At 70.3% G+C, this 25,335-nt stretch carries 19 protein-coding genes and 1 pseudogene; 11 read left to right on the top strand and 9 right to left on the bottom strand.

Features of this window, described 5'->3' with window-relative positions; genetic code table 11:
* Positions 1 to 114: pseudogene (locus G5C60_RS08865) on the bottom strand (3-hydroxyacyl-CoA dehydrogenase NAD-binding domain-containing protein); the annotation flags it as partial.
* Positions 115 to 146: 32 nt separating this feature from the next.
* On the bottom strand, positions 147 to 392 hold the full coding sequence (locus G5C60_RS08860) for a hypothetical protein (RefSeq protein WP_165256509.1): 246 nt from the start codon (positions 390 to 392) through the stop codon (positions 147 to 149).
* 281 nt (positions 393 to 673) lie between these two features.
* Here G5C60_RS08860 and G5C60_RS08855 point away from each other — a divergent pair, with 281 nt between their 5' ends.
* The 7 genes from G5C60_RS08855 to G5C60_RS08825 all read left to right on the top strand — a co-directional run bounded on the left by G5C60_RS08855 (position 674) and on the right by G5C60_RS08825 (position 12,083).
* On the top strand, positions 674 to 2,029 hold the full coding sequence (locus G5C60_RS08855; protein WP_165256507.1) for an extracellular solute-binding protein: 1,356 nt from the start codon (positions 674 to 676) through the stop codon (positions 2,027 to 2,029).
* Positions 2,026 to 3,024 (top strand): carbohydrate ABC transporter permease, encoded by a 999-nt coding sequence (locus tag G5C60_RS08850; protein ID WP_165256505.1) that lies wholly within the window; start codon positions 2,026 to 2,028, stop codon positions 3,022 to 3,024. Before G5C60_RS08855 ends, G5C60_RS08850 begins: the two co-directional genes overlap by 4 nt.
* Positions 3,021 to 3,920: a carbohydrate ABC transporter permease gene (locus G5C60_RS08845; RefSeq protein WP_165256503.1), complete on the top strand. Its 900-nt coding sequence runs from the start codon at positions 3,021 to 3,023 to the stop codon at positions 3,918 to 3,920. The genes G5C60_RS08850 and G5C60_RS08845 overlap by 4 nt, the downstream gene beginning before the upstream one ends.
* Before the next feature lie 63 nt (positions 3,921 to 3,983).
* Positions 3,984 to 5,774: an Ig domain-containing protein gene (locus tag G5C60_RS08840; protein ID WP_165256501.1), complete on the top strand. Its 1,791-nt coding sequence runs from the start codon at positions 3,984 to 3,986 to the stop codon at positions 5,772 to 5,774.
* A 12-nt stretch (positions 5,775 to 5,786) separates the two neighbouring features.
* A complete protein-coding gene (locus tag G5C60_RS08835; RefSeq protein ID WP_165256499.1) occupies positions 5,787 to 9,110 on the top strand; it encodes an alginate lyase family protein in 3,324 nt (1,107 codons plus the stop codon).
* A 29-nt stretch (positions 9,111 to 9,139) separates the two neighbouring features.
* Complete coding sequence (locus G5C60_RS08830) at positions 9,140 to 10,387, top strand: alginate lyase family protein (protein WP_165256497.1); 1,248 nt, start codon at positions 9,140 to 9,142, stop codon at positions 10,385 to 10,387.
* A gap of 103 nt (positions 10,388 to 10,490) precedes the next feature.
* A complete protein-coding gene (locus G5C60_RS08825; protein WP_165256495.1) occupies positions 10,491 to 12,083 on the top strand; it encodes a carboxylesterase/lipase family protein in 1,593 nt (530 codons plus the stop codon).
* Here G5C60_RS08825 and G5C60_RS08820 read toward each other — a convergent pair.
* Positions 11,965 to 13,839 (bottom strand): beta-L-arabinofuranosidase domain-containing protein, encoded by a 1,875-nt coding sequence (locus G5C60_RS08820; RefSeq protein WP_165256493.1) that lies wholly within the window; start codon positions 13,837 to 13,839, stop codon positions 11,965 to 11,967. The genes G5C60_RS08825 and G5C60_RS08820 overlap by 119 nt on opposite strands.
* Positions 13,836 to 14,957 carry a LacI family DNA-binding transcriptional regulator gene (locus G5C60_RS08815; RefSeq protein ID WP_165256491.1) on the bottom strand — a complete coding sequence of 374 codons (1,122 nt, stop codon included), beginning with the start codon at positions 14,955 to 14,957 and terminating at the stop codon, positions 13,836 to 13,838. Before G5C60_RS08815 ends, G5C60_RS08820 begins: the two co-directional genes overlap by 4 nt.
* A gap of 410 nt (positions 14,958 to 15,367) precedes the next feature.
* On the opposite strand from G5C60_RS08815, the gene G5C60_RS08810 reads away from it, so the two are divergent.
* The 4 genes from G5C60_RS08810 (at position 15,368) to G5C60_RS08795 (ending at position 20,088) form a co-directional block, all read left to right on the top strand.
* Entirely contained in the window at positions 15,368 to 16,450 is a 1,083-nt protein-coding gene (locus tag G5C60_RS08810) for a maleylacetate reductase (RefSeq protein ID WP_165256521.1), read from the top strand.
* 177 nt (positions 16,451 to 16,627) lie between these two features.
* On the top strand, positions 16,628 to 18,571 hold the full coding sequence (locus tag G5C60_RS08805) for a protein kinase domain-containing protein (protein WP_165256489.1): 1,944 nt from the start codon (positions 16,628 to 16,630) through the stop codon (positions 18,569 to 18,571).
* A gap of 18 nt (positions 18,572 to 18,589) precedes the next feature.
* The gene (locus tag G5C60_RS08800; protein WP_165256487.1) at positions 18,590 to 19,525 is read left to right on the top strand and encodes a serine/threonine-protein kinase; all 936 of its coding nucleotides are present in this window, start codon (positions 18,590 to 18,592) and stop codon (positions 19,523 to 19,525) included.
* A gap of 236 nt (positions 19,526 to 19,761) precedes the next feature.
* Positions 19,762 to 20,088 (top strand): hypothetical protein, encoded by a 327-nt coding sequence (locus G5C60_RS08795; protein WP_165256485.1) that lies wholly within the window; start codon positions 19,762 to 19,764, stop codon positions 20,086 to 20,088.
* A gap of 73 nt (positions 20,089 to 20,161) precedes the next feature.
* On the opposite strand, the gene G5C60_RS53025 is transcribed toward G5C60_RS08795, so the two are convergent.
* From G5C60_RS53025 to G5C60_RS08770, 5 genes are all read right to left on the bottom strand, one after another.
* On the bottom strand, positions 20,162 to 21,037 hold the full coding sequence (locus tag G5C60_RS53025) for a calcium-binding protein (RefSeq protein ID WP_277611142.1): 876 nt from the start codon (positions 21,035 to 21,037) through the stop codon (positions 20,162 to 20,164).
* A 79-nt stretch (positions 21,038 to 21,116) separates the two neighbouring features.
* On the bottom strand, positions 21,117 to 22,079 hold the full coding sequence (locus G5C60_RS08785; RefSeq protein ID WP_165256483.1) for an alpha/beta fold hydrolase: 963 nt from the start codon (positions 22,077 to 22,079) through the stop codon (positions 21,117 to 21,119).
* A gap of 111 nt (positions 22,080 to 22,190) precedes the next feature.
* Positions 22,191 to 23,072 carry an ABC transporter ATP-binding protein gene (locus G5C60_RS08780; protein ID WP_241266606.1) on the bottom strand — a complete coding sequence of 294 codons (882 nt, stop codon included), beginning with the start codon at positions 23,070 to 23,072 and terminating at the stop codon, positions 22,191 to 22,193.
* Between the two features lie 34 nt (positions 23,073 to 23,106).
* Positions 23,107 to 24,225 carry a FecCD family ABC transporter permease gene (locus G5C60_RS08775; RefSeq protein ID WP_165256479.1) on the bottom strand — a complete coding sequence of 373 codons (1,119 nt, stop codon included), beginning with the start codon at positions 24,223 to 24,225 and terminating at the stop codon, positions 23,107 to 23,109.
* A 2-nt stretch (positions 24,226 to 24,227) separates the two neighbouring features.
* Positions 24,228 to 25,253, bottom strand: coding sequence for an iron chelate uptake ABC transporter family permease subunit (locus G5C60_RS08770; RefSeq protein ID WP_165256477.1), 1,026 nt, complete (start codon positions 25,251 to 25,253; stop codon positions 24,228 to 24,230).
* Positions 25,254 to 25,335: the final 82 nt, after the last annotated feature.

The raw sequence follows: 25,335 nt of genomic DNA, 5'->3' as shown, positions 1-25,335 counted from the left end.
GGCGACGACGGGCAGCGACGAGGTCGTGGTGGCCAGGATCGCGCCCGGCTTGCAGACCTTGTCGAACACCGCGAACAGCTGCTGCTTGATCTCCAGGTCCTCGGCGACGGCCTCCGCCGTCCCGCGGTACAGGCGTCCGTCGAGGATCAGCTCCGAGCCGATCCCGCTCGGAGGCCGAAGCAGTGGTTCATCCCGGCCGCCACCGCCGCACGCGGAATCACCGACGCCAGATCACCCGCGCGGCCGTCGAGATCGGCAATCGGTTTCCCCTCGGTCTTGCCCACCGGACCACGCGCCGGCAGTTCGTTGACGATCGTCGAGACCGTCGTGCGGGAGACGCCTGCCAGTCGTGCCGGGGCGGCGCGATGCAGCGGACCGTGGTTGAGCAGCAACGCCAGGAGCTGCTACTGGTCGGTTCGCCGCAGACTCCGGAGTGATCCTCGGGCCTTCTGGCTCATGTCGCCGAAGTTACCCGGTCTTTTCGAAAGTTCGTCGAGGCTCTTGACGCGGTTTCCAGACAGGAAGAAGCTCTGCCCACCCGCTCATGACAACCGGTTGTCGAAATTTCGATCCGCTCGCCATCGAGTCCCTGTCGGCCTGCCCAAGTCCCAGCAGAACCTCTTGGCCTGCCAAGCCCCCAGCAGAAGGCCCCGAGCAAGAAGGTGAGGCGTAGATGCGCTCATACTCCGGCGCCGCCCCGAGCCGTCGCCGATTCCTCGCGCTGTCGGCGGGCGGCGCCGCGGCCGGCGCGGCTGCCCTCAGCGGTTGCGCCCTGTCGACCGCGGGCGCCGCGAGCGGGGGCGGGAACGGCGAGAGCATCACGATGATGGTCGAACTCGACGACGTCTCCCCGGAGCTGATCCAGCAGGCCCGGAAGGAACTCGGCATCAGGATCACCGTGGTGAAGAACGACATCACCCGACTGATCGCGATGCTCACCAGCGGCAACCCGCCGGATCTGGTCCGTGGCCTCGGCGCCCTGGACGCGCCGTACTTCGCCGCCCGGGGTGTGGCCGAGGATCTGGACCCGTACTTCGCCAAGTCGACCATCCTCAGGACGGACGACCTGGACCCGGCCAACGACGTGTGGCGGTTCGACGGCACGACCCAGGGCCAGGGCCCCCGCTACGGCATGGCGAAGGACTTCTCCCAGGACGCGATGTTCTGGTACAACACCGCGCTCTTCGACAAGGCGGGTGTCGACTACCCCTCCGAGACCGAGCCGATCACGTACGAGGAGTGGCTGGAGAACGGCAAGCGCCTGGTCCAGCGCAAGAACGGCCAGACCACCGTGTACGGCGGCAGCTACAACGGCGTGAACCTCACCGTCCTCCTGACGAACCTGACCGCCGCCGCCGGAGGCAGCCTCTTCTCCGAGGACTTCACCCGGGTCGACTTCACCACCCCCGAGGCCCGCAAGGCCCTGACCTGGTACGTGGACTACGCCAGGACCAGGGTCGGGCCGAGCCTCATCCAGCCCAACCCCGACACCTGGGACGGTCCCACCTACGTCGCGAACCGCATGGCCATGTCCGGCAGCGGCTACTGGCTCGGCGGCATGATCAACGCCGAGGCGAAGGTGGCGAAGGTGTCCCGGCTCGCCCCGGCCCCCGTCTTCGAGGGCGGCCCGCGGCTCAGCTCCTGCCAGGCCGGCACCGGCCTGTGGATGCCCAAGAAAGCGCGGAACAAGGACGCCGCCTGGCGGGTCTTCGAGTGGTTCTTCGGCGAAGGGCCGGCCAAGGCACGCGCGGAGGGCGGCTGGGGGATACCGACGCTCAAGTCGCTGCGCCCGCTGATGCCGCAGAAGGAGGACTACCAGAAGCGGGTCTTCAAGGTGCAGGAGGCCGAGTTGGAGCACTTCTCGGTGACCCCCTTCACTCCCTACGCCAAGTGGGACGCCTTCGAAGCCCTCATCAACCAGGTCATGCCGGCCGCGATGAACGGCCAGATCTCCGTCGACACCCTCGCGGGACGCCTCAACTCGGCCCTCAACGAGCAGCTGAAGCGCGGTAAGGAGCAGGTGGGATGACAGTCGGCCAGATCCCCGAGGTCGTCGAGCGGCCACGGGCCGTCGCAGGCACCGGCGCCGTCCGCTCCGGCGGCGGGTCCCGGACCTCCATGACCGCTCGCCGGCACCGGGCGTTCTACATGTTCACCTCGCCCTGGATCATCGGCTTCCTGCTGCTGACCATCGGCCCGATGGCGTACGCGCTGTGGCTGAGCTTCACCACGTTCGACGGCATCTCCCCCAACTGGCGCTACGTCGGACTCGGCAACTACCAGGAACTGCTCAACGACCCGGTGACCTGGGACGCCCTGGGGCGTGCCGGTCTGTTCGCCATCACCTCGGTGCCGCTGTCGATCATCGCGGGAATGGGGCTCGCGGTCCTGGTCAACAGGCCGCTCAAGGCGCGCGGTCTGTGGCGCACCCTGCTCTATCTGCCGGCCGTGGTGCCGCCGGTGGGCGCGGGCCTCATCTTCAAGCAGCTCTTCAACCGGGACTCCGGCGCCACCAACGGCATTCTGAACTTCGTCGGAATCGACGCCATCGCCTGGCTCGACGACCCCTACGCCCGCTACGTGATCCTGATGGCGGTGCTGTGGGCGGCCGGGAACATCATGATCATCTCGCTGGCCGGGCTTCAGGACGTACCCCGCGAGCTCCACGAGGCGGCCCGGATCGACGGGGCGAGCGCCTGGCGGACCTTCCGCAGCATCACCGTGCCGCTGCTCTCGCCGGTCCTGCTCTTCCAGGCGGTGACCGGGATGATCGCCTCGGTGCAGACCATCATGCCGATGCTGCTCGCTGCGGACGCCACCCCCAAGGGCGTCACCGCGATCCCGCAGTCCAACTACATGTACATGATGCACGTCTTCGCGCAGTACTTCGCGCTCGGCCGCTACGGCTACGCCTCCGCGCTCCTGTGGGTGCTCTTCGTCCTGATCCTCATCGTGACCGGCCTGATCTTCAGGTTCACGTCCGGTGTGGTGTTCTACAACGTCGACCCGGAGGCGAAGAAGTGACCGCCACCACCGTGACCCCCAAGGCCCCCCGGACCTCCCAGGACGTCAAGACCCCTGATTCCGGTGGCCGGGTGCGGGTACGCACGACCCGCCTCGTCCTCTACACCGTGCTCGTCGTGATCACCGGCCTGCTGCTCGGCCCCTTCGGCTGGTTGATCATCACGGGTCTGAAGACCACGCCCGAACTGGCGGCCTCCCCGGTGCGCTGGCTGCCGGAGAACTTCCAGTGGCACAACTTCGCCGATGCCTTCACCGCCATCGACTTCCTCGGGTACTCCCGCAACTCCCTGATCATCTCCTTGATCTACGCCACCCTGGTCACCCTGAGTTCCGCCTGGGTCGGCTTCGGCTTCGCCCGCCTGAACGCCCCCGGCAAGAAGATCCTCTTCGGGGTGCTGCTCGGCTCCATGATGCTGCCGCAGATGATCACGCTCTTCCCGACGTACCTGATCTTCGCGAAGATCGACATGGTCGACACGTACTGGCCGTGGGTGTTGTGGGGGCTGTCGGCCGCTCCGTATCTGGTCTTCCTCTTCCGGCAGTTCTTCGCCGGGATGCCGAGGGAGCTGGAGGAGGCCGCGATCGTCGACGGCGTCGGCTATGCCGGAATCTTCTGGCGGATCTTCCTGCCGCAGTCCTGGCCGGTCCTGTCCGCGAGCTTCGTGATCGCCTTCACCTGGACCTGGGGCGACTTCATCGCCCCGATGCTGCTCCTGTCCAGCGACAAAACCACGCTCTCCGTCGCCCTCATGACCTCCTATGTCACGGACGGCGGGCTGCCCGTCAACAACCTGCTGGCGGCGGGCTCCGTGATGTACGTCGTCCCCATCCTGCTGATCTTCCTCGTCGCCCAGCGCGGCTTCGTCGCCGGAATGTCCACCACCGGCCTCAAGTAACCCTTCTCCCTTCCCCGTTCTCCCTTCCACGTTCTCGCTTCCCCGTTCTTGAAAGGCTGTTCCATGAACGACACCGAAGGCACCGGCCTGTCCCGGCGCACCCTCATCCAGGCCGCGGGCGCCACCGCCGCCGCGTACTCCCTGATCGGCGCGGCGTCCGGCACCGCGAGTGCGGAGGACAGACCGGAGGCCGCGGACCGGCTGGTGGTGTACCCGGTCCCGACCGGGCTCCCGCTCAACGCCAGCTTCTCCGTCAAGGCCCGTACGCCGGGCGGTGAGTGGAAGACGGTGCCCGTCCTGCGCGCCCGGACGAAGACCATAAACGAGAAGACCGGCGCCGGCATCGTCAGAAGCTCCTCGGTCGCCAACCTGGACTTCACCGGCACTGTCGAGGTCCAGGTCACCTCGTCCAAGGGCGCCATCGCCGCCGCGCGGATCCGCCCGCTGTCGTACGACATCGCGCACGAGGCGAGCGGCGACACCATCACCTTCAGCCTCACCGAGCCGCGCAACCTCTCCATCGAGATCGGCGACGGCGACACGTACGACATCTACGACAACCTGCAGCTGCACGCCAACCCGGTCGAGAAGACGCGGCCCGAGGAGGACGACCCCGACGTCATCTACTTCGGCCCGGGCATCCACACCGTCCCGAACAACGTGGTGATGGTGCCGAGCGGGAAGACGGTGTACCTGGCCGGCGGCGCGGTGCTGAAGGCCCGGGTGGAGTTCAACAAGGTGGAGAACGCCCGCCTGCTCGGCCGGGGCATCATCTGGGACTCGGACGCCGCCACCCTGGTGGCCTTCTCCAAGAACATCGAGATCGACGGCATCCTCGCCCTCAACCCCAAGACCGGCTACTCCTGCACCATCGGCCAGTCGAAGCAGGTCACCGTCCGCAACCTGCACTCCTACAGTTTCGGCCAGTGGGGCGACGGCATCGACGTGTTCAGCAGCGAGGACGTCCTCATCGAGGGCGTCTGGATGCGCAACAGCGACGACTGCATCGCCGTCTACGCCCACCGCTGGGACTACTACGGCGACACCCGCAACGTCGTGGTCCGTAACTCCACCCTCTGGGCCGACGTGGCGCACCCGATGAACATGGGCACCCACGGCAACCCGGAGAAGCCCGAGACGATCGAGAACATCGTCTTCAGCAACATCGACGTCCTCCAGCACCGCGAGCCGCAGGTCCTCTACCAGGGCTGCTTCGCCCTGAACCCCGGCGACAGCAACCTCATCCGCAACATCCGCATCCAGGACGTCCGGGTCGAGGACTTCACCTGGGGCCAGCTGGTCAACATGCGCGTCATGGCCAACCGGTACAACGCCTCGCCCGGCCGGGGCATCGAGGACGTGTACATCCGGAACCTCAAGTACGACGGCAAGAACGCCAACATGCCGATCGTGGTCGGCTACGACGCGGACCGCCCGATCAAGAACCTCACCTTCCAGAACATGGCGATCAACGGCACGGTCATCGCCGACACCATGCAGAAGCCGCGCTGGTACCTGACCCCCGACATGGTGCCGATGTTCGTCAACGAGCACGTGAAGGACCTGCGCTTCCTGAAGGACTCCGAGCCCGCGTCCACGGCCACTCCCGAGATCACCAGCGCGGGCGAGGCCACGGCCACCGCGCGCCAGATCTTCAACCACCTCGTCACGGCGACCGCGTTGCCGACGTCGTACGACGCCGACGGGCTGCCGAAGGGCCTCGAGGTCGACAAGAAGACCGGTCAGATCTCCGGCACTCCGCAGGTCCCCGGCACGTACACGGTCACCGTCTCGGCCACGAACACCGCGGGCACGGCGACCAAGTCCCTCGAGCTCACCGTTCAGCACCCGTAAGAGGAGTCACCCGTGCTTCCCCTCAGCCGACGGTCGTTCCTCGGCGCGGCGGGACTCGTGGCCGTGGCCGGAGGTGGACTTCTGTCCGCCTCCGCCGCGCCCGCGTGGGCCCAGGCCACCGATGAGGCGTCCGCGTTCGCGCATCCCGGGCTCCTCCACTCCCGTGACGACCTCGACCGTATGAAGGCGGCCGTCGCCGCCAAGGAATCCCCGCTGTACGACGGCTACTTGGCGCTCGCGGCCCACGCCCGCTCCTCGGCGTCGTACACCGTCCAGAACACCGGACAGATCACCTCCTGGGGCCGCGGCCCGTCGAACTTCATGAACCAGGCCGTCGCCGACTCCGCGGCCGCCTATCAGAACGCCCTGATGTGGTGCGTCACCGGCAACCGCGCCCACGCGGACAAGGCGCGCGACATCCTCAACGCCTGGTCGGCCTCGCTCACGACCGTGACGGGCGCGGACGGCCCGCTCGGTGCGGGCCTGCAGGGCTTCAAGTTCGTCAACGCCGCCGAGCTGCTGCGGCACACCGGTTATGACGGCTGGGCGGACGCGGACATCGCGCGTTGTGAGGAGTCCTTCCTGCGCGTCTGGTATCCGTCGGTGTCCGGTTACATGCTGTACGCCAACGGCAACTGGGACCTGACGGCCGTTCAGACGATCCTGGCCATCGGGGTGTTCTGCGAGAACCGCACCCTCTTCGAGGACGCCCTGCGGTTCGCCGCGGCCGGCGCCGGCAACGGCAGCGTACGCAACCGCATCGTCACCGACGCGGGCCAGGGCCAGGAGAGCGGCCGCGACCAGGGCCACGAGCAGCTCGCGGTCGGCCTGCTCGCCGACGCCGCGCAGGTCGCCTGGAACCAGGGCGTCGACCTGTGGGGCTTCGACGACCACCGCATGCTCGCGAACGTCGAGTACGCCGCCCGCTACAACCTCGGCGGCGACGTCCCCTTCACCCCGGACCTGGACCGCACGGGCAAGTACATCAAGACATCCGTCTCGGACCGGGTGCGCGGCCAGATCCCGCCGATCTACGAGATGGCGTACGCGCACTACACAGGCGTACGCGGCCTCGACGCCCCGTACACGAAGAACGTCCTCTTCCGCGGCACGGGCGGCACCCGCGTCGTCGAGGGCAGCAACGACGACCTGCCGAGCTGGGGCACCCTCACCTACGCGGGCGCGAAGGCCTCGCCCGCCGCGCCGACGGCCCCGGCGGGAGTCACCGCCGTGGGCGAGGACGACTCCGTCACCGTGTCCTGGCTGCCGTCCGCGTGGGCGAGCAGCTACACGGTCCAGCGGTCCACCAAGCCCGAGGGGCCGTACGAGCTCATCGCCTCCGGAGTCGACAAGGCGACGTACCGGGACCGCGACGTGCGTGCGGGCCGGACCTACTACTACTCGGTCACTGCCACCAACTCGCAAGGGAAGAGCGGCAGTTCGGGCCGGACGGCGGCCACGGCCGGACTCCCGGCGCCCTGGTCGACCGGGGACGTCGGCGACGTACGCGTCCCGGGCTCCGCCTTCTTCGACGGCGAGCGCTTCGTGCTGGAGGCCGGCGGCACCGCGGACACGTACCGGCTGGTGCACCTGCCCCTGCGCGGCGACGGCACGATCACGGCGCGGATCGTGTGGCCGCTCAGCTCCCAGTACTCCAAGATCGGCGTCACCCTGCGCAGCTCCCCCTCGGAGGGTGACGCCCCGCACGCCTCCATGCTCATCCAGGGCCTGCCGCTGCACACCTGGAGCGGCGTGTGGACCGTACGCCAGAAGGCGGGGGCAGCCATCTCCGCCACCGGCAGCACACCCGTGCCGCCGTCCCAGCAGAAGGCGATCACCACCGGTGCGTCGTTCCCGATCTCCGACCTCGGCACCCTGCCCGAGTCGGCGACCCCGCTGGAAGCCCCGTACGTGGAGGGCGCGGGCGACGGCTACCGGCTGCGGGCGCCGTACTGGGTGCGGGTGGAGCGGAAGGGGAAGCGCTGCACCGGGTCCCTCTCCCCGGACGGCGTCCACTGGACCGAAGTCGGCTCCACCGAGGTCGACTTGGGCAGCACGGCGTACGCGGGTCTCGCCCTCACCTCCTGTCTCGGCGTCGACGAGTCGTACGCCGAGACCGGCACGGGCGCATTCGACAACGTGAGCGTGACGTCGTCGGCCGGTTCCGTCTGGGCCGTGCCACGCCCCACCCGCACGGCCGGCGACCTGCGGGCGGACACGGCGGCCGACGCCGTCGAGCTGAGCTGGACCGACCCGGACCTCTCGTCCCGCTACACGGTGCTGCGGGCTCCGAGCGCCGACGGACCGTACACGCCGGTCGCCACCGACGTCGTCCCCGTCGGCTTCGGCACCCGCCTGCGGTACGCGGACGGGAGCGGAAGGCCCGGCGCGACGTACCACTACACCGTCGCGAAGACCAACACCACAGGGCGGGGTCCGCGTTCGGCACCCGTGCGGGCGGCGATGCCGAAGCCGTCGGTGCCGCAACCGAGTTCCGCGTCCACCGCCTTCGCCAACCGGGGCGTCCCCTTCCGGCATCTGCTCAGGGCCACGCACGAGCCCGTGCTGTTCTCCGCCCGCGGTCTGCCCGAGGGGCTGAGCATCGACCGGGGGACCGGACTCATCTCCGGAACACCCGAGACGGCAGGGGAGTTCGCCGTCACCACCACCGCGGAGAACGCGGCCGGTACCGCGAACGCCGCGCTGAAGCTCATGGTCGGTACGCCGCCGCCCGCGCCGTGGTCGTACGGCGATCTCGGCGATGTGGTGCTGGACGAGCGGGAGTTCGGGACGTTCGGCGTGGTGGCCGTGCGCACGCCCGGGATCACCGGATACGACGACGGGACGTTCGTCGTACGCGGTGCCGGGACCGACCTGAACGTCAACAACCAGGGAATGACAGGGCAGTTCGTGCGTCGCTCGATCACCGGCGACTGCGAGATCACCGCCCGGCTCGTCTCCCGCGAAGGCGCGAGCGGCGACCGGGTCGGCCTGCTGATGGCCAAGTCGCTGTCACCGTTCGACCAGGCGGCCGGAGCGATCGTCACCGGCGGCACCGCCGCCCAGCTGATGCTCCGTACGACCGTGGCCGGACGGTCGGCGTTCACGGGCAACGGCACGGTCACCACCCCCTGTCTGCTGCGGCTGAAGCGCGCTGGGACCGCCTTCACCGCGGCCGTCTCCACCGATGACGGCGTCACCTGGACACCACTCGCCACGGGAGAGATCCCCGGCTTCGGTGACGCCCCCTATGACGTGGGCCTCGTGGTCTGCTCCCGCAACCCCCTGGCCCGCAGCACCGCGCGATTCAGCGAGGTGAGCATCACCCCCATGTAGATCCCCCACGGGATTGGAGATGCACCAACATGAGCCGCACTTCCCCCCACCAGCACCTCCACCAGCCGGAGTTGAGCCGCCGCGGTCTGCTCAGGACCGCCGGCGGCCTCACCGCCGCCCTCGCCGTCGGAGCCTCGGCCACCGCCCTCACCGGCGGCACCGCGGACGCCGCTCCGGCGACCTTCACCCACCCGGGCATGCTGCACGCCTACGGAGAGCTCAACCGCGCCAAGGTACGGGTCGCCGCAGGCGACGACCCGTGGCTCTCCGGCTGGAACCGGCTGACCGCCAACGGGCACTCCGCGAGCACCTGGCAGCCCAACCCGCAGGCCACGATCATCCGCGGCGGCGACGGCCAGAACTACGGGATCCTGTACAACGACATCCACGCCGCCTACCAGAACGCCCTGCGCTGGCAGATCGCGGGGACCAGGGCGAACGGCGACGCGGCCGTCAGGATCCTCAACGCCTGGTCGTCCACCCTCACCACCGTCACGGGCAACGCGGACCGCTTCCTGGCCGCCGGGATCTACGGCTACCAGTTCGCGAACGCCGCCGAACTCATGCGCGGCTACAGCGGGTTCGACCTCGCCCGCTTCCAGAGGATGATGCTCAATGTCTTCTACCCGCTCAACAACCAGTTCCTGAACAACCACAACGGCGCCTGCATCACCAACTACTGGGCGAACTGGGACCTGTGCACCATGAACTCGATCCTCGCGATCGGGATCCTGTGCGACGACGGCGCCAAGTACGACCAGGCCGTGAACTACTTCAAGAACGGCGCCGGCAACGGCGCCATCCGCAAGGCGATCCCCTTCGTGTACGACAGCGAGGGCCTGGCCCAGTGGCAGGAGTCGGGCCGCGACCAGGGCCACACCGTCATGGGCATCGGCCAGATGGGCGCCTTCTGCGAGATGGCCTGGTCCCAGGGCGAGGACCTGTACGGCTACGACAACAACCGGTTCATGAAGGCCGCCCAGTACGTCGCGAAGTACAACCTCGGTGAGAACGTGCCCTTCACGACGTACACCTGGGGCACCGGCACGAACTGCGCCCAGCAGTCCCACACCGTCATCTCCTCCGCGAGCCGTGGGCAGGCCAGGCCCGTGTGGGACATCCTCCACTACCACTACGCACGGCGACGAGGCCTGTCCGTTCCGTACATCACCCGCATGGCCGAGAGCGTCCGCCCCGAGGGCGGGGGCGGCGACTACGGCTCCAACAGCGGCGGCTACGACCAACTCGGCTTCGGCACGGTGATGTACGCCAAATAGTCGCGCACAGTTGCCCACCGGCTACGGACGCCGGAATATCCGGAGGTGATGTGACGCTTGCTGTGAACGACGGTTCACGAGCGTGCGAGGAGCTGGTGCGCGGATGACGGCAGACCGGACGAAGCCCGTGGTCAGAACCCCGTACGGGGACGTACGCGGCAGATACGAGGACGGGATCGCCGTCTTCCGCGGTATCCCGTACGCGGCTCCGCCCTTCGGTCCCCGCCGGTTCCGGCCGCCCGTGCCGCCCACGCCCTGGGAGGGCGTGCGCGACGCGGGCGCGTTCGGGCCGACACCGCCGAAGCCCCCGTACTCGGAGGCGTTCGCCCGGCTGCTGTCCGACCCGGTCGTGCCGGGCGACGACTGCCTCAACCTCAATGTGTGGACGCCGGAGCCGGGCCGAGGGGCCCGGCTGCCGGTGCTGGTGTGGATCCACGGCGGCGCGCTGACCCGCGGTTCGTCGGCCGTACCGGTCTACGACGGACACGCCTTCGCCCGCGACGGCGTCGTCCTGGTCTCGATCAACTACCGGCTGGGCGTGGAGGGGTACGGACTGTTCCCGGACGCCCCGCCCAACCCGGGCCTGCGCGACCAGCTCGCCGCCCTGGAGTGGGTGCGTGACGCGATCGCCGAGTTCGGCGGCGACCCGGACCGGGTGACCGTCTTCGGCCAGTCGGCCGGGTCGATCAGTGTCGGCGCCCTGCTCGCCGCCCCGCAGACGCAGGGGCTCTTCCGGCGGGCCGTCCTGCAGAGTGGGCCGCCCGAGTCCGCCAGCCGCGACAAGGTGCGGCGCATGGTGCGCCGGATGGCGTCCCGGCTGAAGATCCCCGCCACGGCCGAGGCCTTCGCCGCCGTCGACCGCGAGCTGCTGCTGCGCACCCAGGCCGAGGTGGGGCGGCTGAGCACTCCCGTCCTCGGCGGTCCCGCGTTCGGCATCGTCGTCGACGGCGACCTGGTCCCGCGCGACCCCATGGAGGCCCTGGTCGAGGAGGGCGCCGCGCCGGGCGTCGACCTGCTCCTGGGCTGGACCCGCGACGAGTACCGGCTGTGGCTGGTACCGGGCGGGCTCCTGGAACGCGTCGACCGGCTCGGCCCCGTCGCCCTGGCCGGAGCCATGGCCCGCTGTCACTGCGGCTCCGAGGTCCCGCGCGGCTATCGCGCCCTCCACCCGGACGCGCGCCCCGCCGAGCTCCTCGGCCAGATGGTCACCGACCACCTGCTCCGCATCCCGCTGCACCGGCTGGCCGACGCCCGAACCACGCCGTCCTACGTGTACGAGTTCGCCTGGCCCTCGAATCTTCCGGATCTCGGCGCCTGCCACGCCCTGGAACTCGGCTTCGTCTTCGACACCGGCGACGTCCCGGAGTCGGCCAAGCTGGCGGGCGAGGGCGCCCCGCAGGAGCTGGCCGACGCGATGCACTCCACGTGGGTGCGCTTCGCGGCCGAGGGCGACCCGGGCTGGGACGCCTGGGACGCCTCCCACCCGGTGCGGATCTTCGGCGCGGACGGCCCACCGCTGGTGCACGGTCCGCGTGATCGTGAACTCGCCCTGTGGGACGCCGAGCCGGCGACACCGCTCACTCCTGCGGAATCCACACCCGCATTGCGCCCTCTTCCCGGTTTGCCCAGGCGTAGTACGGCACCGCTGTCAGCCGTACGTCGCCTCCGTCGCTCCGGCGGCGCCCGCCGGCCGTGACCACCGCGACCCCGCCGAGGAGGCCCGGCTCCAGAGAGGCCGCCAGGTCCGAGCCGGGCGCCAGCGTGACGTCGTCCAGACGGATGCCGGGCTGCTGGTCGACGCCCTCCAGGCAGTGCACGAGCGGGCCCCGCTCGATGGCGACGCAGCCGCGGACCGCGTCGACGCGCGGGTCGGGTCGGGTCAGCCGGGCCGTCAGGTCGAGATCGAGCGTGAGCGTGTCGCCCGGAGCCCAGCGACGGCGCATGCGCAGCCAGCCGGAGCCCGCCTCGGCGGGGGCGCTCCCGTCGGGCGTCGACGCCTTGAACTCCGAGCACCAGGAGGGGATCCGCAGCGACAGCGACCAGTCACGGTCCGCGGGAGCCTCCTCGACAGTGACCGTGATCCGGCCGTCCCACGGATACTCGGTCTCCACGCGGACGACGCCCTCCCCGGCGGCGTACACCCCCGTCGCGTACTGGTGCAGCTGCAGACCCTCCGCGTCGCCGCTCGCCACGTAGTGGGGGAGTGAGGCGAGCAGCCGCATCACGTTCGGCGGGCAGCACGCGCAGCGGAACCACGGAGTGCGGCGGGCCGTCTGGTCGCCGCCGCGGCCGGCGTACTCCTCGCGCACCTGGAGCGGGTTCACGTACAGCCAGCTGTCGCCGTCGAGGCCGACACCGGACAGGAAACCGTTGAAGAGCGTGCGCTCGACGAGGTCGGAGTACTTCGCCTCGCCGGTCAGCAAGGCCATCCGCCACGACCACTGGACGGACGCGATCGCCGCGCACGTCTCGGCGTACGCACGGTCCGGCGGCAGCTCGAACGGGTCGCCGAAGGCCTCACCCTCATGGCGCGAACCGACCCCGCCGGTCACATACGTCTTCGTCGCCACCATGGCGTCCCATATGCGCTCCAGCGCGGCCAGCAGCTCCGGCTCGCCGGTCTCCGCCGCCAGGTCGGCCGCCCCCGCGAGCAGATACAGCTGCCGTACGGCATGTCCCTCGACCGTGTCCGCCTCGCGCACCGGAGTGTGGTCCTGCCAATAGGCCTGGCCCATGTCGCGGTCGTGGCCGCGGTCGACGCCCGCGCTCAGTACCCCGTAGCCGCGCCGGTCGACGAAGTAGGCGGCGAGGTCCAGCCAGCGGTGTTCACCGGTCTCCCGGTACAGCTCGACCAGAGCCGTCTCGATCTCGGGGTGTCCACAGACTCCGTCGATCGCCTTGTCCTTGCCGAAGGTCGCGTCGATGTGAGCCGCGAACCGCTCCGCCACATCGAGGAGGTCACGCCGTCCGGTCGCCCGGTGGTGGGCCACCGCCGCCTGGATCAGATGGCCCGCGCAGTACAACTCGTGGCCCCAGCCCAGCTCCTGCCAGCGCAGCTCGGGGCGGGCGACCTGGTAGTACGTCTGCAGATAGCCGTCCGCGTCCTGGGCGGCAGCCAGGAGTGCCGTCAATTCGCCTATGTGCGCGGCCAGTTGCGTGTTCTCCGGACTGTCGGCCAGCTGCCAGGACGCCGCCTCCAGCCACTTGTGCACATCCGAGTCCTGGAACTGGAAGTCACCGGTGAAGCCGCCCTTGCCGTCGGCAGCCGCCCGCAGATTGGCGAGGTTGCCCGCCTCCTCCAGCTTCGAGGGGCCCTGCGGGATGCTCACGTCGGCGTTGGTGCGCCGTCTGGCCGCCCAGAAACCGCCGGTGATCCTGGCGGCCGCCGCCGGGCGCAGCGCCGTGTGCGCGGCGTCGGTGAGGCGGACCGGACCGGTGTTCTTCGTCGTCACGTCAATCCTCCAGCAGGATCCTGCGAGCCAACCCGGGTGTTTGCGTCCGGTAGTAACTGCCCCCGCACCGCCGCCACCGAATCCCGCACCACCACGTGCGTGCCCAGCAGGAGGTGTTCGTTCGGAGCGTCCGGGGTCCTGCCGAGGGCCGTGCGGACAGCCAGGCGGCCGAGTTCCTCGTAGGGGACGTGGACCGTCGTCAGCGGGGGATGCAGGTCGCGGACGAACGGGATGTCGTCGTAGCCGACGAGGGACACGTCGTCCGGTACGTTCAGGCCCGCCTCGTGCAGGGCGGTGAGCGCACCGGCCGCGACCATGTCCGTGGAGGCCATCACCGCCGTGAACTCCAGTCCCTGCTTCAGGGCCTGGTGTATCCGGCGGTGACCCGAGTCGCGGGTGAAGTCACCGGTGAGGCACAGCTCCGGGTCCGGCTCGACACCGCGGGCCCGGTGGGCGGCCAGATAGCCCCGCTCGCGGGCCTGAGCCGTGGTGTGGTGCGGCTTGCCCCCGAGGAAGAGGACGCGTCGGTGTCCCTGGGAGAGGAGGTGGGCGCACAGGGCGTACGCCCCGCTCTCGTTGTCGTACTCGATGACCGTCACGGGTGTGCCGGGATCCAGCGGCGGCCGTCCGCACAGGACGAGCCGTGAGCCCGCCGAGGCCAGGGAGTCGGCGATACGGGCCATGCGCCCGCGGTACTCGGCGGTGTCCGCGGTGCCGCCGACCAGGATCACGGCCGCGGCTCGCTGGGCGCGCATCGTCTCGATGAACTCCAGCTCGTGCTCGGTGTCGCCGTCCGTGCTGCACACCAGGCACAGATGACCGAGCCGGGTCGCCTCGCGCTCCACGCCGTGCGCCATCAGCGCGAACGACGGACCTGTGATGTCGTCCAGGACGAAGGCGAGGGTCGGCGTGCCGACACCCGCGATGGCCTTGGCGCGGGCGTCGGCCACGTAGTCCAGCTCGCGGACCGCCCGCATCACCCGTGTACGCGTCGACGTGCTCACCGGGTATTCACCGCCGAGTACGCGCGACACCGTAGAGGCGGACACCCCCGCCCGTGCCGCCACGTCCCGGATCGTGCTCCTGCTCCCCAGATCCCCGCTGCTTTTCCTCGTCATCGCCCGCCCCTTTCCTCCGCCCCGGATTTTCCCCGACCGGGACCACTCAGTCGCCCGGGAACTGCGGCAACGCTTGTGGCAACCGGTTCCCGAACCCGGAGGCTAGCAGCGGGCAAAGCCGACGACGAGAGGCCGGGGGATCCGAAACCGTGGGGCACACGCCCGTCACCACGCACATCTTCGTGGCCGAGAGCGATTATCCGGCGTCGGACGCGGTATTCGCAGGGAAGAGCAGCCTTGTCCAGGACTTGGCCGAGACCGGCAACCCTGACCTGGAACGGGAGTACGGCGTCCCGAATCCCTTCGCCACGCGCGCTTCGAGCTCGTACTCACTCCGGAGCGATCCTCATGAACGCCACGAAGCCATGAACGCCACGAACAGCGCGAACGCCATGAACGCCATGAATGCCATGAACGTCCCGGACTTCTCCTTCGAGAGCCGGCCGATGCGGGTCGTGTTCCGGCCCGGCGCCTCGACGGCCGCGCCGGCGGAGGAGGCCGCGCGCCTCGGTCTGCGGCGGTTGTTGGTGGTGAGCGGCAGGCAGAGCTCGGTCACCGCGCGTGCGGTCGCGGACTCACTGGGTTCCTTGTGCGCGGGGCTGCACGCCGAAGCCCGTATGCACGTCCCGGCCGAGGTCGCCGACCTGGCCGTCGAGGTGGCGCGCGCGGCAGGCGCCGACGGCTGTGTCGCGGTCGGCGGCGGCAGCGCGATCGGCCTCGGCAAGGCGATCGCGCTGCGTACGCACCTGCCGCTGATCGCCGTGCCCTCCACCTACTCCGGGTCCGAGATGACCTCCGTGTGGGGTGTCACCGAGCACGGCATCAAGCGCACCGGACGCAATCCCGCGGTGCTGCCCCGCAGCGTCGTCTACGACCCCGAGCTCACCCTCACCCTGCCGGTGGCCCTCTCCATGACCAGCGGCATCAACGCCGTCGCGCACGCGGCCGAGGCGCTGTACGCCCCCGACACCTCGCCCCTCGTCGCGCTGATGGCCGAGGAGGGCGTCCGTGCGATGACGTCCGCGCTCCCGCTGGTGGCCGCCGACCCGGAGGCGATGGGGCCACGCAGTCGCGCCCTCTACGGGGCCTGGCTGTGCGGCTCCTGCCTGGGAGCGACCACCATGGGCCTGCACCACAAGCTGTGCCATGTGCTCGGCGGCACCTTCGGCCTGCCGCATGCCGAGACGCACACGGTCGTACTCCCGCACGCCCTCGCGTACAACGCACCCGCCGTCCACGAGGCGATCGCCGTCCTCAACCGCGCCCTCCGCACGGACAACGCCCCGCACGCCCTCTGGGACCTGGCCGGACGCCTCGGCGCACCCCGCTCCCTCGCCCAACTCGGCCTGACCGACGACGACTTGACGGTGGCGGCCGGACAGACCGCGGCAGAGGCGTACCCCAATCCGCGGACGGTCACGATGGGCGGGGCGCTGGAGGTGCTGAGGGCGGCCTACGCGGGGCAGTCCCCGCGTATCGAGGCCCTGACGTAAGCGGAGGCCCTGGCGTAAGCCGCCGAGGCCCTGACGGTGCGCGGCCGGGACGGTGCGCGGCCGGGACGGGCCGGCCCGGGAGGGGTCCCGGCCCCGCCGCGTCACCATGACCCCCTGACGGTCGAGCACGTCGTGTGGTCTTCGGCTGACCACACGCGCTGTGAGGGGAGCGGGTTCGTGGCAGGGGAGCAGGAACGGGTCATCGCCGGGCGCTACCGGCTGCGGCAGCGGCTGGGTTCCGGCGGGATGGGGAGCGTCTGGCGGGCCGAGGACGAGGAGCTCAGGGCCCAGGTGGCGGTCAAGGAGATCGAGCTGCCGCTTCTGCCGGACGAGGCCTCCGGCGACCGCGCGTCCCGCGGGCGCAAGGAGGCGCTGAAGGCGGCCCAGCTGCGCGAACACCCGAATGTGATCACGGTGTACGACGTGGTCGAGCACGAGGGCCTGCCGTGGATCGTGATGGAGTACCTGCCGGGCACCATGGACCTGAGCGCCGTCGTACGGGAGCGCGGCCCGCTGCCCACCGACGAGGTGGCCCGGATCGGGGCGGCGGCCCTCGACGGACTCTCCGCCGGGCACCGCCTCGGCATCATCCACCGGGATGTGAAGCCCTCCAACATCCTGCTCGCGCCCGACCACTCCGGGGCCGCGGACGGCCGCGTACTGCTCACGGACTACGGCATCTCGCTCCGGCCGCGCGAGACCAGGCTGACCCGCAGCGGTGTGGTGATCGGCACCCCTGGCTACATGGCGCCGGAGCGGGTGCACGGCGGCGAGGCGACCCCCGCCTCCGACCTCTTCTCCCTCGGGGTCACTCTCTACTTCGCCGTCGAGGGCAGCGGCCCGTTCGACCGGGACACCCCCGAAGCGGCTCTGATGGCGTTGCTGGAGACGGAGCCCTCCCCGCCGCGGCGGGCGAGCGACGAGCTCAGCCGGGTGATCATGGGACTCCTGGCCAAGAACCCGCTGGACCGTACGCAGGCGGCCGAGGCGGCCGAGCTCCTCGCCGAGGCCGCCGCGACCGGGGAACACGCGGCCTCACCGGTGCCTGCCGCATCCTCCGAGGAGGCCGCTCCGCCCGAGGTGCCCGAAGCCGCCTCCCCTGAGGAAGCCCCCCGTTCCGCAGACGATGACGCGGACCGTGATGGAGACGGCCGTGATCGAGACGGCGACGGGGACATCACCCCGACCCGGCAGGGACCAGTGGAGTCGCGCCGTACCCAGGGATGGCGGATGCCTGCGCTGCTGACCCTCGTCGCAGTGCTCGTGGCGGCCGGCGGGTTCGGCGTGGGCGCCGCCGTGTACGGCAACGACGGACAGGGGCCGGAGAAGCCGGAGACCAAACAGCGGCCGACGCCCGCCGCGAGTCCCTCCCCGACCACCACCCGCAGCGCCTTTCCGTACGGCACACAGGTGGGCCTGAAGGACGGGCTGAAGGCGGGGCAGTGCGTCGACGCCGACTGGAAGAACGGCGAGTTCAAGGGGCGGCCCGAGCTGAAGCTCGTCGACTGCGTCGACGACGACCCCGAGGGCCAGGTGATCACGACCGTCGAGGCGTCCGGGCCGCAACAGGCGTCCCGTGCGACACCGCGGTCCGGTGCCTCCTCCGAGCAGAGCCAGTGCGCCGAGCGCACGGAGAAGCTGCGCAAGACCATGCCCGACCCCGTGCTGTACGTGCTGCCGCCCGCGGCCGGGCAGAGCCAGCCGCCGGACACGGCCTGTCTGCTCTTCCTGAAGAAGGCCACCCTCGGCGGCCCGCTGGGCGAGTACCGCAAGCAGGGCGAGGAGGTGTACGTGACGCAGCTGGGCCCGGGCGACTGCTTCAACACCGAGGAGGAGGACGACGTATACACCCTGCTCCTGGCAAGCTGCGACGAGCCGCACCACGAGCAGGCCGTCGGCTGGACGTGGTCCTCGGGCAGCGACTCCGCGGAGAGTGTCGACACGGACGAGCTGTGCGAGGAGAAGTACGGCGTCAACTGGACCCGCGGGAAGGGCCATGTGATGGACGGGTGGTGGTCCGACGACGAGGAGTGGGACGACGGGTTCCGCTGGGTGCTGTGCACCGTGTACCGGGAGGACGGCAAGAAGCTCCCCGCGGGAGCACTGACATCCGCGTACTGACCGGGACAGGCAGCGCAGATGGACGAGATCGAGCAGGAGCACGGGGACACCGACGTGCCGCCCCCGCGGCCGTCCGCGTCCGACGGCGCGGGCCGCGGTCCCTGGACACGGGTCCTCGCGGAACGGTACGGGCTGATCAAGCCCGTCGGCACCGGCGGCATGGGCCGCGTCTGGCTGGCCTACGACCTACGGCTGCGTCGCGAGGTCGCGGTGAAGGAGGTCGTCGTACGGACGGGGGCCGTGCCCGGGGAGGAAGGCTCGGACGTACGGACAGCCCGGGCCTTCAGCGAGGCATGGAGCCTTGCCGCCCTGCGCGAGGCACCCCACGTCGTGGCGGTCCACGACGTCGTCGAGGAGGACGGCCTCCCGTGGATCGTGATGGAGTTCGTCCGCGGCGCCACCACCCTGGAGGCGGTGGTCGAGGAGCGACTGCGGGCGGGACAGGGGCCGCTGCCGCCCGGGGAGACCGCACGGATCGGGCTCGCCGTGCTCAAGGCGCTCGCGGCCGGACATCACATCGGGATCGTGCACCGGGATGTGAAACCGTCCAACATCCTTCTGGCACCGGACGGTTCGGGGCACCCGCACGCGCGCGTGGTCCTCACCGACTACGGGATCGCTCACCGCATGGCGGGCGCCGTGTCCCACACACAGCCGCAGAAGGTGATCGGCACGCCCGGCTATCTCGCCCCGGAGCAGCTGTACGGGGGTTCGGCCACGCCGGCTTCCGACCTGTTCGCCCTCGGTACGACCCTGTACTTCGCCGTCGAGGGCAAGGAGCCGTTCGCCGAAGGAGCCGGCAGCGGCTACCCGCCGTCCCCCGCGCCGCCCCGCCGCGCCGGGCCGCTCGGCGAGGTGCTGACGCAACTCCTGTCCGCCTCGCCCCTGCACCGCCCGGAACACGGTGCCGTACTGCGCAGGCTGCGCGAGCTCACCGGGGAGACGGGCTCCTGAACCCCGACGGGCTTGTGAACCGGACGGGCTCCTGAACCACGGGAGCCCCTGCGATGTGGAGTTCACGGTTACGCCTGTGTGGGGCGAGGGGAGGCTTCGCGCAGTCACGGAGCGCGCACTTTCGGTGCCGCCCGAGCAGGGGTAGCAAGAGCGACGGCTGGTAAGCGGGCATACGGCGCCCACCGCGACGGAAGCGCCACTGGAGCACAACACCCTTGGAAATCACGGTCATAAGCATGCGTCTGCTGGCTGAGGCGCCGTTCCGGCTGTGGATGGCGGTCAGCGGCACGCTGGGCGCCATCACGCAACGGCAACTGCGGCAGCGGCTGCACGAGCAAGTACTCGACGGGCACCGGGAGTTCTTCCTGGACATGCAGGGACTCCGCTGTGCCGACGGGCTCCCGGACGACGAACTGCACACGCTGTTCCCCGAGGACCCTGCCGCGCACTTCCATCTCATCGGAGCCCCCGACAGCATCCGCGAGTGCGTCGCCGGCGACCCGCGGTTCACCCTGTACGCCGGTCCGGAATCCGCCTGGTGCCAGTGGGTCAGCAGCACGTGATCCTTTCCATCGGCACCGTTGGCCCCCGATCGGAGGATCGGGGGCCAACGGCGTATCGAGGTCAGCGCGTCACTTACGCCTCGCAGGCGTTCTTGGCGTCGCTGGTGTCGGCGCGGCAGGTGTCGGTGTTGGCACCCCCGTCGGCGGTGTCGTTGCCGGAGACGTTGTCCCGGGCTTCGAGGGTGTCATTCCCGGTATCGCCGTAGAGGGAGTCGTTGCCGGCCCCGCCTGTCAGTACGTCATTGCCGGCGAGGCCGAGCAGGCTGTTGTTCCCTGTGCTCCCGGTGAGCCTGTCACCGAACTTGCTGCCGATGATGAGCTCCACGTTGCTGAGGGCGTTGTCGCCCTCCCCGGACACACCGTCGTCGGCGTTGTTGTCCAGGTCGACGACCACGCCGGAGCTGCTGTCCTGGTAGTTCACGTAGTCGAAGCCGCCCCCGCCGCTGAGCGTGTCGGCGCCGAGGCCGCCGGTGAGGATGTCGAGGTTGGGGCCCCCGTTGAGGGAGTCGTTGCCCGCCCCGCCGTCGAGGTAGTCGGCAAACGTGGTGGGGCCTCCGTCGATGCGGTCGTTGCCCGGTCCTGCGTTCAGCTCGCTCCGGATACTGCCGGTCTTCGTGATGGTGTCGTCGCCGTCCCCGGCGTTGACCACGACCGTGTCGCTGTTGGGGTTGACCGGGCAAAACACTGTGTTGCCGGGGATTTCCGCCCTGCAGCCCCCGCCGACTGACATGGGATGGTCGTCTCGGATGACGACCTGGTTCCCCGACAGGCTGATCTTGAAGTCATTGCCGGTGCGCGCCCCCGCATTCACGATCACCTGGTCCCCGCTCTTGGTCACGCTGCCCGCTGCCGCGCTCGCCGACCCCGCGGTCAGAGTCACCGCGGAACCCGCCATCGCGGCGACCACCATGACCCGTATTACTCGGCTGATCGTTTTCCCCGTTGCCATGCTTCCTCCGTGTGTTTGGTCTGTCACCGAGGAGGCGTGAGGTGTCGTCTTACGCGGGAAGGCCGGCTCTTACGGTGGCTTACGAAGAAGTCGAACAACGAGACAAGAAGTCGACCAGGAGCCCGTTGACCTCGCTGGGACGTTCCTGTTGGATCCAGTGGCCGCAGCCCGGCAGGACGACCGGACCGTCAAGGTTCGGCACGTACTGGCGCATGGCGTCCGTGTCCATGAAGCGTGTGGCGGTGTCCAGTTCGCCGGTGACGAACAGCACCGGCCGGCGGACCGTGGTCGCGCCCAGGGCGGGCAGCTCATCCCAGTCACGGTCGACGTTGCGGTACCGGTTGAGCGCGCCGGTGAAGCCGGTACGGCGGAATTCGCCCACGTAGTAGGACAGGTCGGACTCGGTCAGCCAGGGCGGCAGGCTCGTGGGCTCAGGGATCGGGTCGAGCAGCCGGGATCCGGCGGGCAGACCGGTCAGCAGCCTGACCGCAAGACCGTCGGGAGCGTCCCCGGAGAGCGCGGAGAAGATGAGGCGCATCGAGCGTTCGGCATCGGCCTGCAACTCGGCTTCGGCGACCCCGGGAGCCTGGAAGTGCAGCAGCCAGTTGAACCTGTCGCCTGCCCGGCGGCGCAGATCCTGGGTCAGGGGGGCGGGTGTCCTTGGCTGGTACGGCACGCTCAGCGCGGCCAGCGCCGGGAACCGCTCGGGGGCCAGCTGGGCGCACGCCCAGCCGATCTGGGCACCCCAGTCATGACCGGCCAGCGCGGCGGTCGGCTCGTCCAGCGCATCCAGCAGACCCACCACGTCGTCCACCATCGCCCGCATGCCGTAGGCCTCGACGTCGGGCGGGACGGTGGTCCGCCCGTAGCCGCGCAGGTCGGGGGCGATGACGTGGAAGCCGGACGCGGCGAGTGCGCCCAACTGGTGACGCCACGAGTACCACAGTTCGGGGAAGCCGTGCAGCAGGACCACCAACGGTCCGTCCCCGGCTTCGGCGATATGGATGTCGATGCCGTTGGCGTGCAGCGTGCGGTGTCTCATGGCCTCGATGCTGCCGAGTGCGCTCGGGGCAGGCGTCGTACCGCGGGCGACTCCTGGCGTACGCCCGGTGGAGTAGCTCCAAGGCCGGCGAGGTACCCGCGGAAGCCGGCCTCAGTCCGCCGTCGGCGCCACCGCTTCCAGGGAAGGTGCGGCTCCGTGGTGGCGCCCCATCGGAATGACCAGGGGCGTGCCGCTGACCGGGTCCATGGTGATCCGGCAGCTCAGGTCGAAGACGTCCTCGACGGTCTCGGCGGTGATGACGTCGGCCGGGGGGCCCTCGGCGACGATGCGCCCGGACTTCATGGCGACGACGTGGTCGGCGTAGCGGCAGGCCTGGTTGAGGTCGTGGAGGACCATCACGACGGTGCGGTTCTCGCGGCGGTTGAGGTCGGTGATGAGGTCCAGTACGTCGATCTGGTGGGCCAGGTCCAGATAGGTCGTCGGCTCGTCGAGGAGCAGAACGGGAGTGCCCTGCGCGACCGCCATGGCGATCCAGGCGCGCTGGCGCTGTCCGCCGGAGAGTTCGTCGACCGGACGGTCCGCGAGATCGGTCATGGCGGTGGCGGCCAGCGCCTGGTGCACGGCGTGTTCGTCGGCCTTGGACCACTGTCGCCACCAGGTCTGGTGCGGTGAACGCCCGCGGTTGACCAGGTCGATGACGGTCAGCCCCTCGGGCGCGACCGGGCTCTGCGGCAGGATGCCGAGGCGCTGGGCGAGTTCCCGGGACGGTATGGACTGCAGCGCCCGGCCGTCCAGATGGACGGCGCCCTCGCGGGGCGCGAGCAGCCGGGCCAGGGCGCGCAGGAGTGTGGACTTGCCGCAGGCGTTGGCGCCGACGATCGCGGTGATCCGGCCGGGCGGTACGGCCAGGTCGAGGCCGTCCACGACCACCCGGTTGTCGTACGCCAGGCGCAGCCCGCTCGCCCGCAGGTCAGGGTCGGTGGTCGACGAGGCATCAGCCGTGGGATCGGCCGACATGGGATCAGCCGACATGGCATCAGTCGACATGCGATCAGCCGACATGGGATCAACCTCCTGAACCCGCGCGGTTGGCGCGGACGAGCAACCAGAGCAGTATCGGCGCACCGAGCACACCGGTGACGATTCCGACCGGCAGTTCCGTGCCGGAGACGAGCGTACGGGCGATGAGGTCGCTGCCCAGGACCACCAGGGCCCCGGTCAGCCCCGAGGCGACGGCGGGCGGCCAGGCGGTCCCGGCCAGCCGCTGGGCGATCTGCGGTGCGGCGAGCGCCACGAAGGCGACGGGTCCCGCGGACGCGGTGGCGAAGGCGATCAGCCCGACCCCGGTCAGCAGGATGGAGAGGCGCACCACCTGCACCCGGGTGCCGAGGCCGGTGGCGACGTCGTCGCCGAGCTGGAGGGTGCGCAGCAGACGCCCGAACAGCAGCGCCGCGGGCAGCAGCACCGCCAGCGCGATGGCGAGCGGGCCGACCTGGTCCCACGTACGGCCGTTGAGGTTGCCCACCAGCCAGCCGAGGGCGGCCTGCGCCTGGAACCGTCCGCCCTTCGCCACCAGATAGTCGGTGGCACTCGTGCAGATCCAGGCCACCCCGATGCCGACCAGGATGATCCGGTAGCCGGTGGTGCCGCGCCGCCAGGCCAGGGCGTACACGATCAGAGCCGTGGTCAGCGCGCCGAGCAGCCCGAGGGCCTGGGTGCCCAGGCCGCCGTCCCAGCCCAGCACGATGCCCGCCACCACGGCGGTGCCCGCACCCTGGGTGAGGCCGATCATGTCGGGGCTGGCCAGCGGATTGCGGGTCATGGTCTGGAACAGTGCGCCGGAGACGGCGAACGCGATCCCGGCCAGCAGACCGACCAGGGCACGCGGCAGCCGGAGTTCCTGGACGACCAGTACGGTGCCGGGATCGCCGGCGCCAACGAGGGCCCGTACGACATCGGCGAAGGCGATCGGATAGTCGCCGATCGTCAGGCCCCAGCAGAACAGCAGGAAGGTGGCCGCCGCGAGCACCGTGCACAGCGCCACGAGGCGGGGACGCAGGATGCCGGAGACGGGCGGTACGGCCAGCCGGTAGGTGCGGTAGGAGCGGACGCGGTCGGGGGCAGGCGAAGTACCGGGATCGAAGCGGGACTTCGACAGGGGCAGGGTGGACCTCGACTCGGTCATGCTCACACCTCCGACAGCTGGCGTCGGCGGACCATGGCGATGAAGAACGGGCCGCCGATGAAGGCGACGATGACACCCGCCTGTATCTCGGTCGGCCGTGCGGCGACCCGGCCGACGATGTCCGCGGCGAGCAGCAGGCTCGGGGCGAGGACGGCCGACAGCGGCAGCAGCCAGCGGTGGTCGGGACCGATCCCCGCCAACTGGGCGAGGACCCGGGCGACATGGGGGACCACGAGCCCGATGAAGACGACCGGGCCGATGACCGCGACCGCCGCACCGGTCAGCAGGGTGACCGCGGCGACGCCCTGGAGCCGGACCAGACCCAGCCGCCGCCCGAGCGAGGCCGCCACGTCCTCGCCGAGGGCCAGGCTGTTGAGGGCCGGCGCACAGGCCAGCGCCAGTACGGCCCCCACGGCGAGGAAGGGCAGGATCCGCAGCACCGTGGCACCGTCCTGGTCGGCCATCGAGCCGGCGGTGAAGAAGCGGTAGCGGTTCAGCGCGTCGGGGTCGGTCAGTGCGATCGCGCTGGTGAACGAGGTGAGCAGCGAGGTCACGGCGATGCCGGCGAGTGCCAGCTTGACCGGCGTGAGGCCGGAGCGCCCCAGCCTGCCGAGGAGGTAGACCACGACGCTCGCCGCGAGCGCGCCCGCGAAGGCGAACCAGACGTACCCGTAGAACGAACCGAGCCCGAACACCCCGACGGCCAGCACGATCGCGAAGGACGCGCCGGCGCTGACCCCGAGGATCCCGGGGTCCGCGAGCGGATTGCGCGTCAGGGCCTGCATGAGGGCACCGGACAGCCCGAGGGCCGCGCCCGCCGCGAGGCCGAGCGTGGTGCGCGGCACGCGCGCCGACCAGACGATGTTGTCCACGAGCCGGCTCGGCGCGTCACCGAACAGCGCCCGGACCACCTGGTCCGGCGGGATGCTCGCCGCCCCCAGTGCGAGCGACAGCAGACAGAGCACGACCAGAACAGCGCCGAGCAGCGCCACCAGCAGAACGGGGCGAACTGTCTTGCCCCGCGTCACCGTTCGGTCTCCAACGGCCAGACTCCCTTAGGTTAGGCAGGCCTTAATCCTAGTCGGGAGTGGGGATCCGCCGAGACTGGCC

It is taken from the genome of Streptomyces scabichelini (assembly GCF_011045015.1).
GTDB classification, from domain to species: domain Bacteria; phylum Actinomycetota; class Actinomycetes; order Streptomycetales; family Streptomycetaceae; genus Streptomyces; species Streptomyces scabichelini.
This window is presented reverse-complemented; position numbering and strand designations above follow the sequence as displayed.

Bases quoted from the DNA above. Each gene is read 5' to 3' on its own strand.
- G5C60_RS08840 (WP_165256501.1), top strand. From the start codon at position 3,984: ATGAACGACACCGAAGGCACCGGCCTGTCCCGGCGCACCCTCATCCAG.
- G5C60_RS08815 (WP_165256491.1), bottom strand. From the start codon at position 14,957: ATGACGAGGAAAAGCAGCGGGGATCTGGGGAGCAGGAGCACGATCCGG.
- G5C60_RS08795 (WP_165256485.1), top strand. From the start codon at position 19,762: ATGCGTCTGCTGGCTGAGGCGCCGTTCCGGCTGTGGATGGCGGTCAGC.
- G5C60_RS08800 (WP_165256487.1), top strand. From the start codon at position 18,590: ATGGACGAGATCGAGCAGGAGCACGGGGACACCGACGTGCCGCCCCCG.
- G5C60_RS08830 (WP_165256497.1), top strand. From the start codon at position 9,140: ATGAGCCGCACTTCCCCCCACCAGCACCTCCACCAGCCGGAGTTGAGC.
- G5C60_RS08855 (WP_165256507.1), top strand. From the start codon at position 674: ATGCGCTCATACTCCGGCGCCGCCCCGAGCCGTCGCCGATTCCTCGCG.
- G5C60_RS08780 (WP_241266606.1), bottom strand. From the start codon at position 23,072: ATGTCGGCTGATCCCATGTCGGCCGATCCCACGGCTGATGCCTCGTCG.
- G5C60_RS08850 (WP_165256505.1), top strand. From the start codon at position 2,026: ATGACAGTCGGCCAGATCCCCGAGGTCGTCGAGCGGCCACGGGCCGTC.
- G5C60_RS08810 (WP_165256521.1), top strand. From the start codon at position 15,368: ATGAACGTCCCGGACTTCTCCTTCGAGAGCCGGCCGATGCGGGTCGTG.
- G5C60_RS08775 (WP_165256479.1), bottom strand. From the start codon at position 24,225: ATGACCGAGTCGAGGTCCACCCTGCCCCTGTCGAAGTCCCGCTTCGAT.
- G5C60_RS08785 (WP_165256483.1), bottom strand. From the start codon at position 22,079: ATGAGACACCGCACGCTGCACGCCAACGGCATCGACATCCATATCGCC.
- G5C60_RS53025 (WP_277611142.1), bottom strand. From the start codon at position 21,037: ATGGCAACGGGGAAAACGATCAGCCGAGTAATACGGGTCATGGTGGTC.
- G5C60_RS08825 (WP_165256495.1), top strand. From the start codon at position 10,491: ATGACGGCAGACCGGACGAAGCCCGTGGTCAGAACCCCGTACGGGGAC.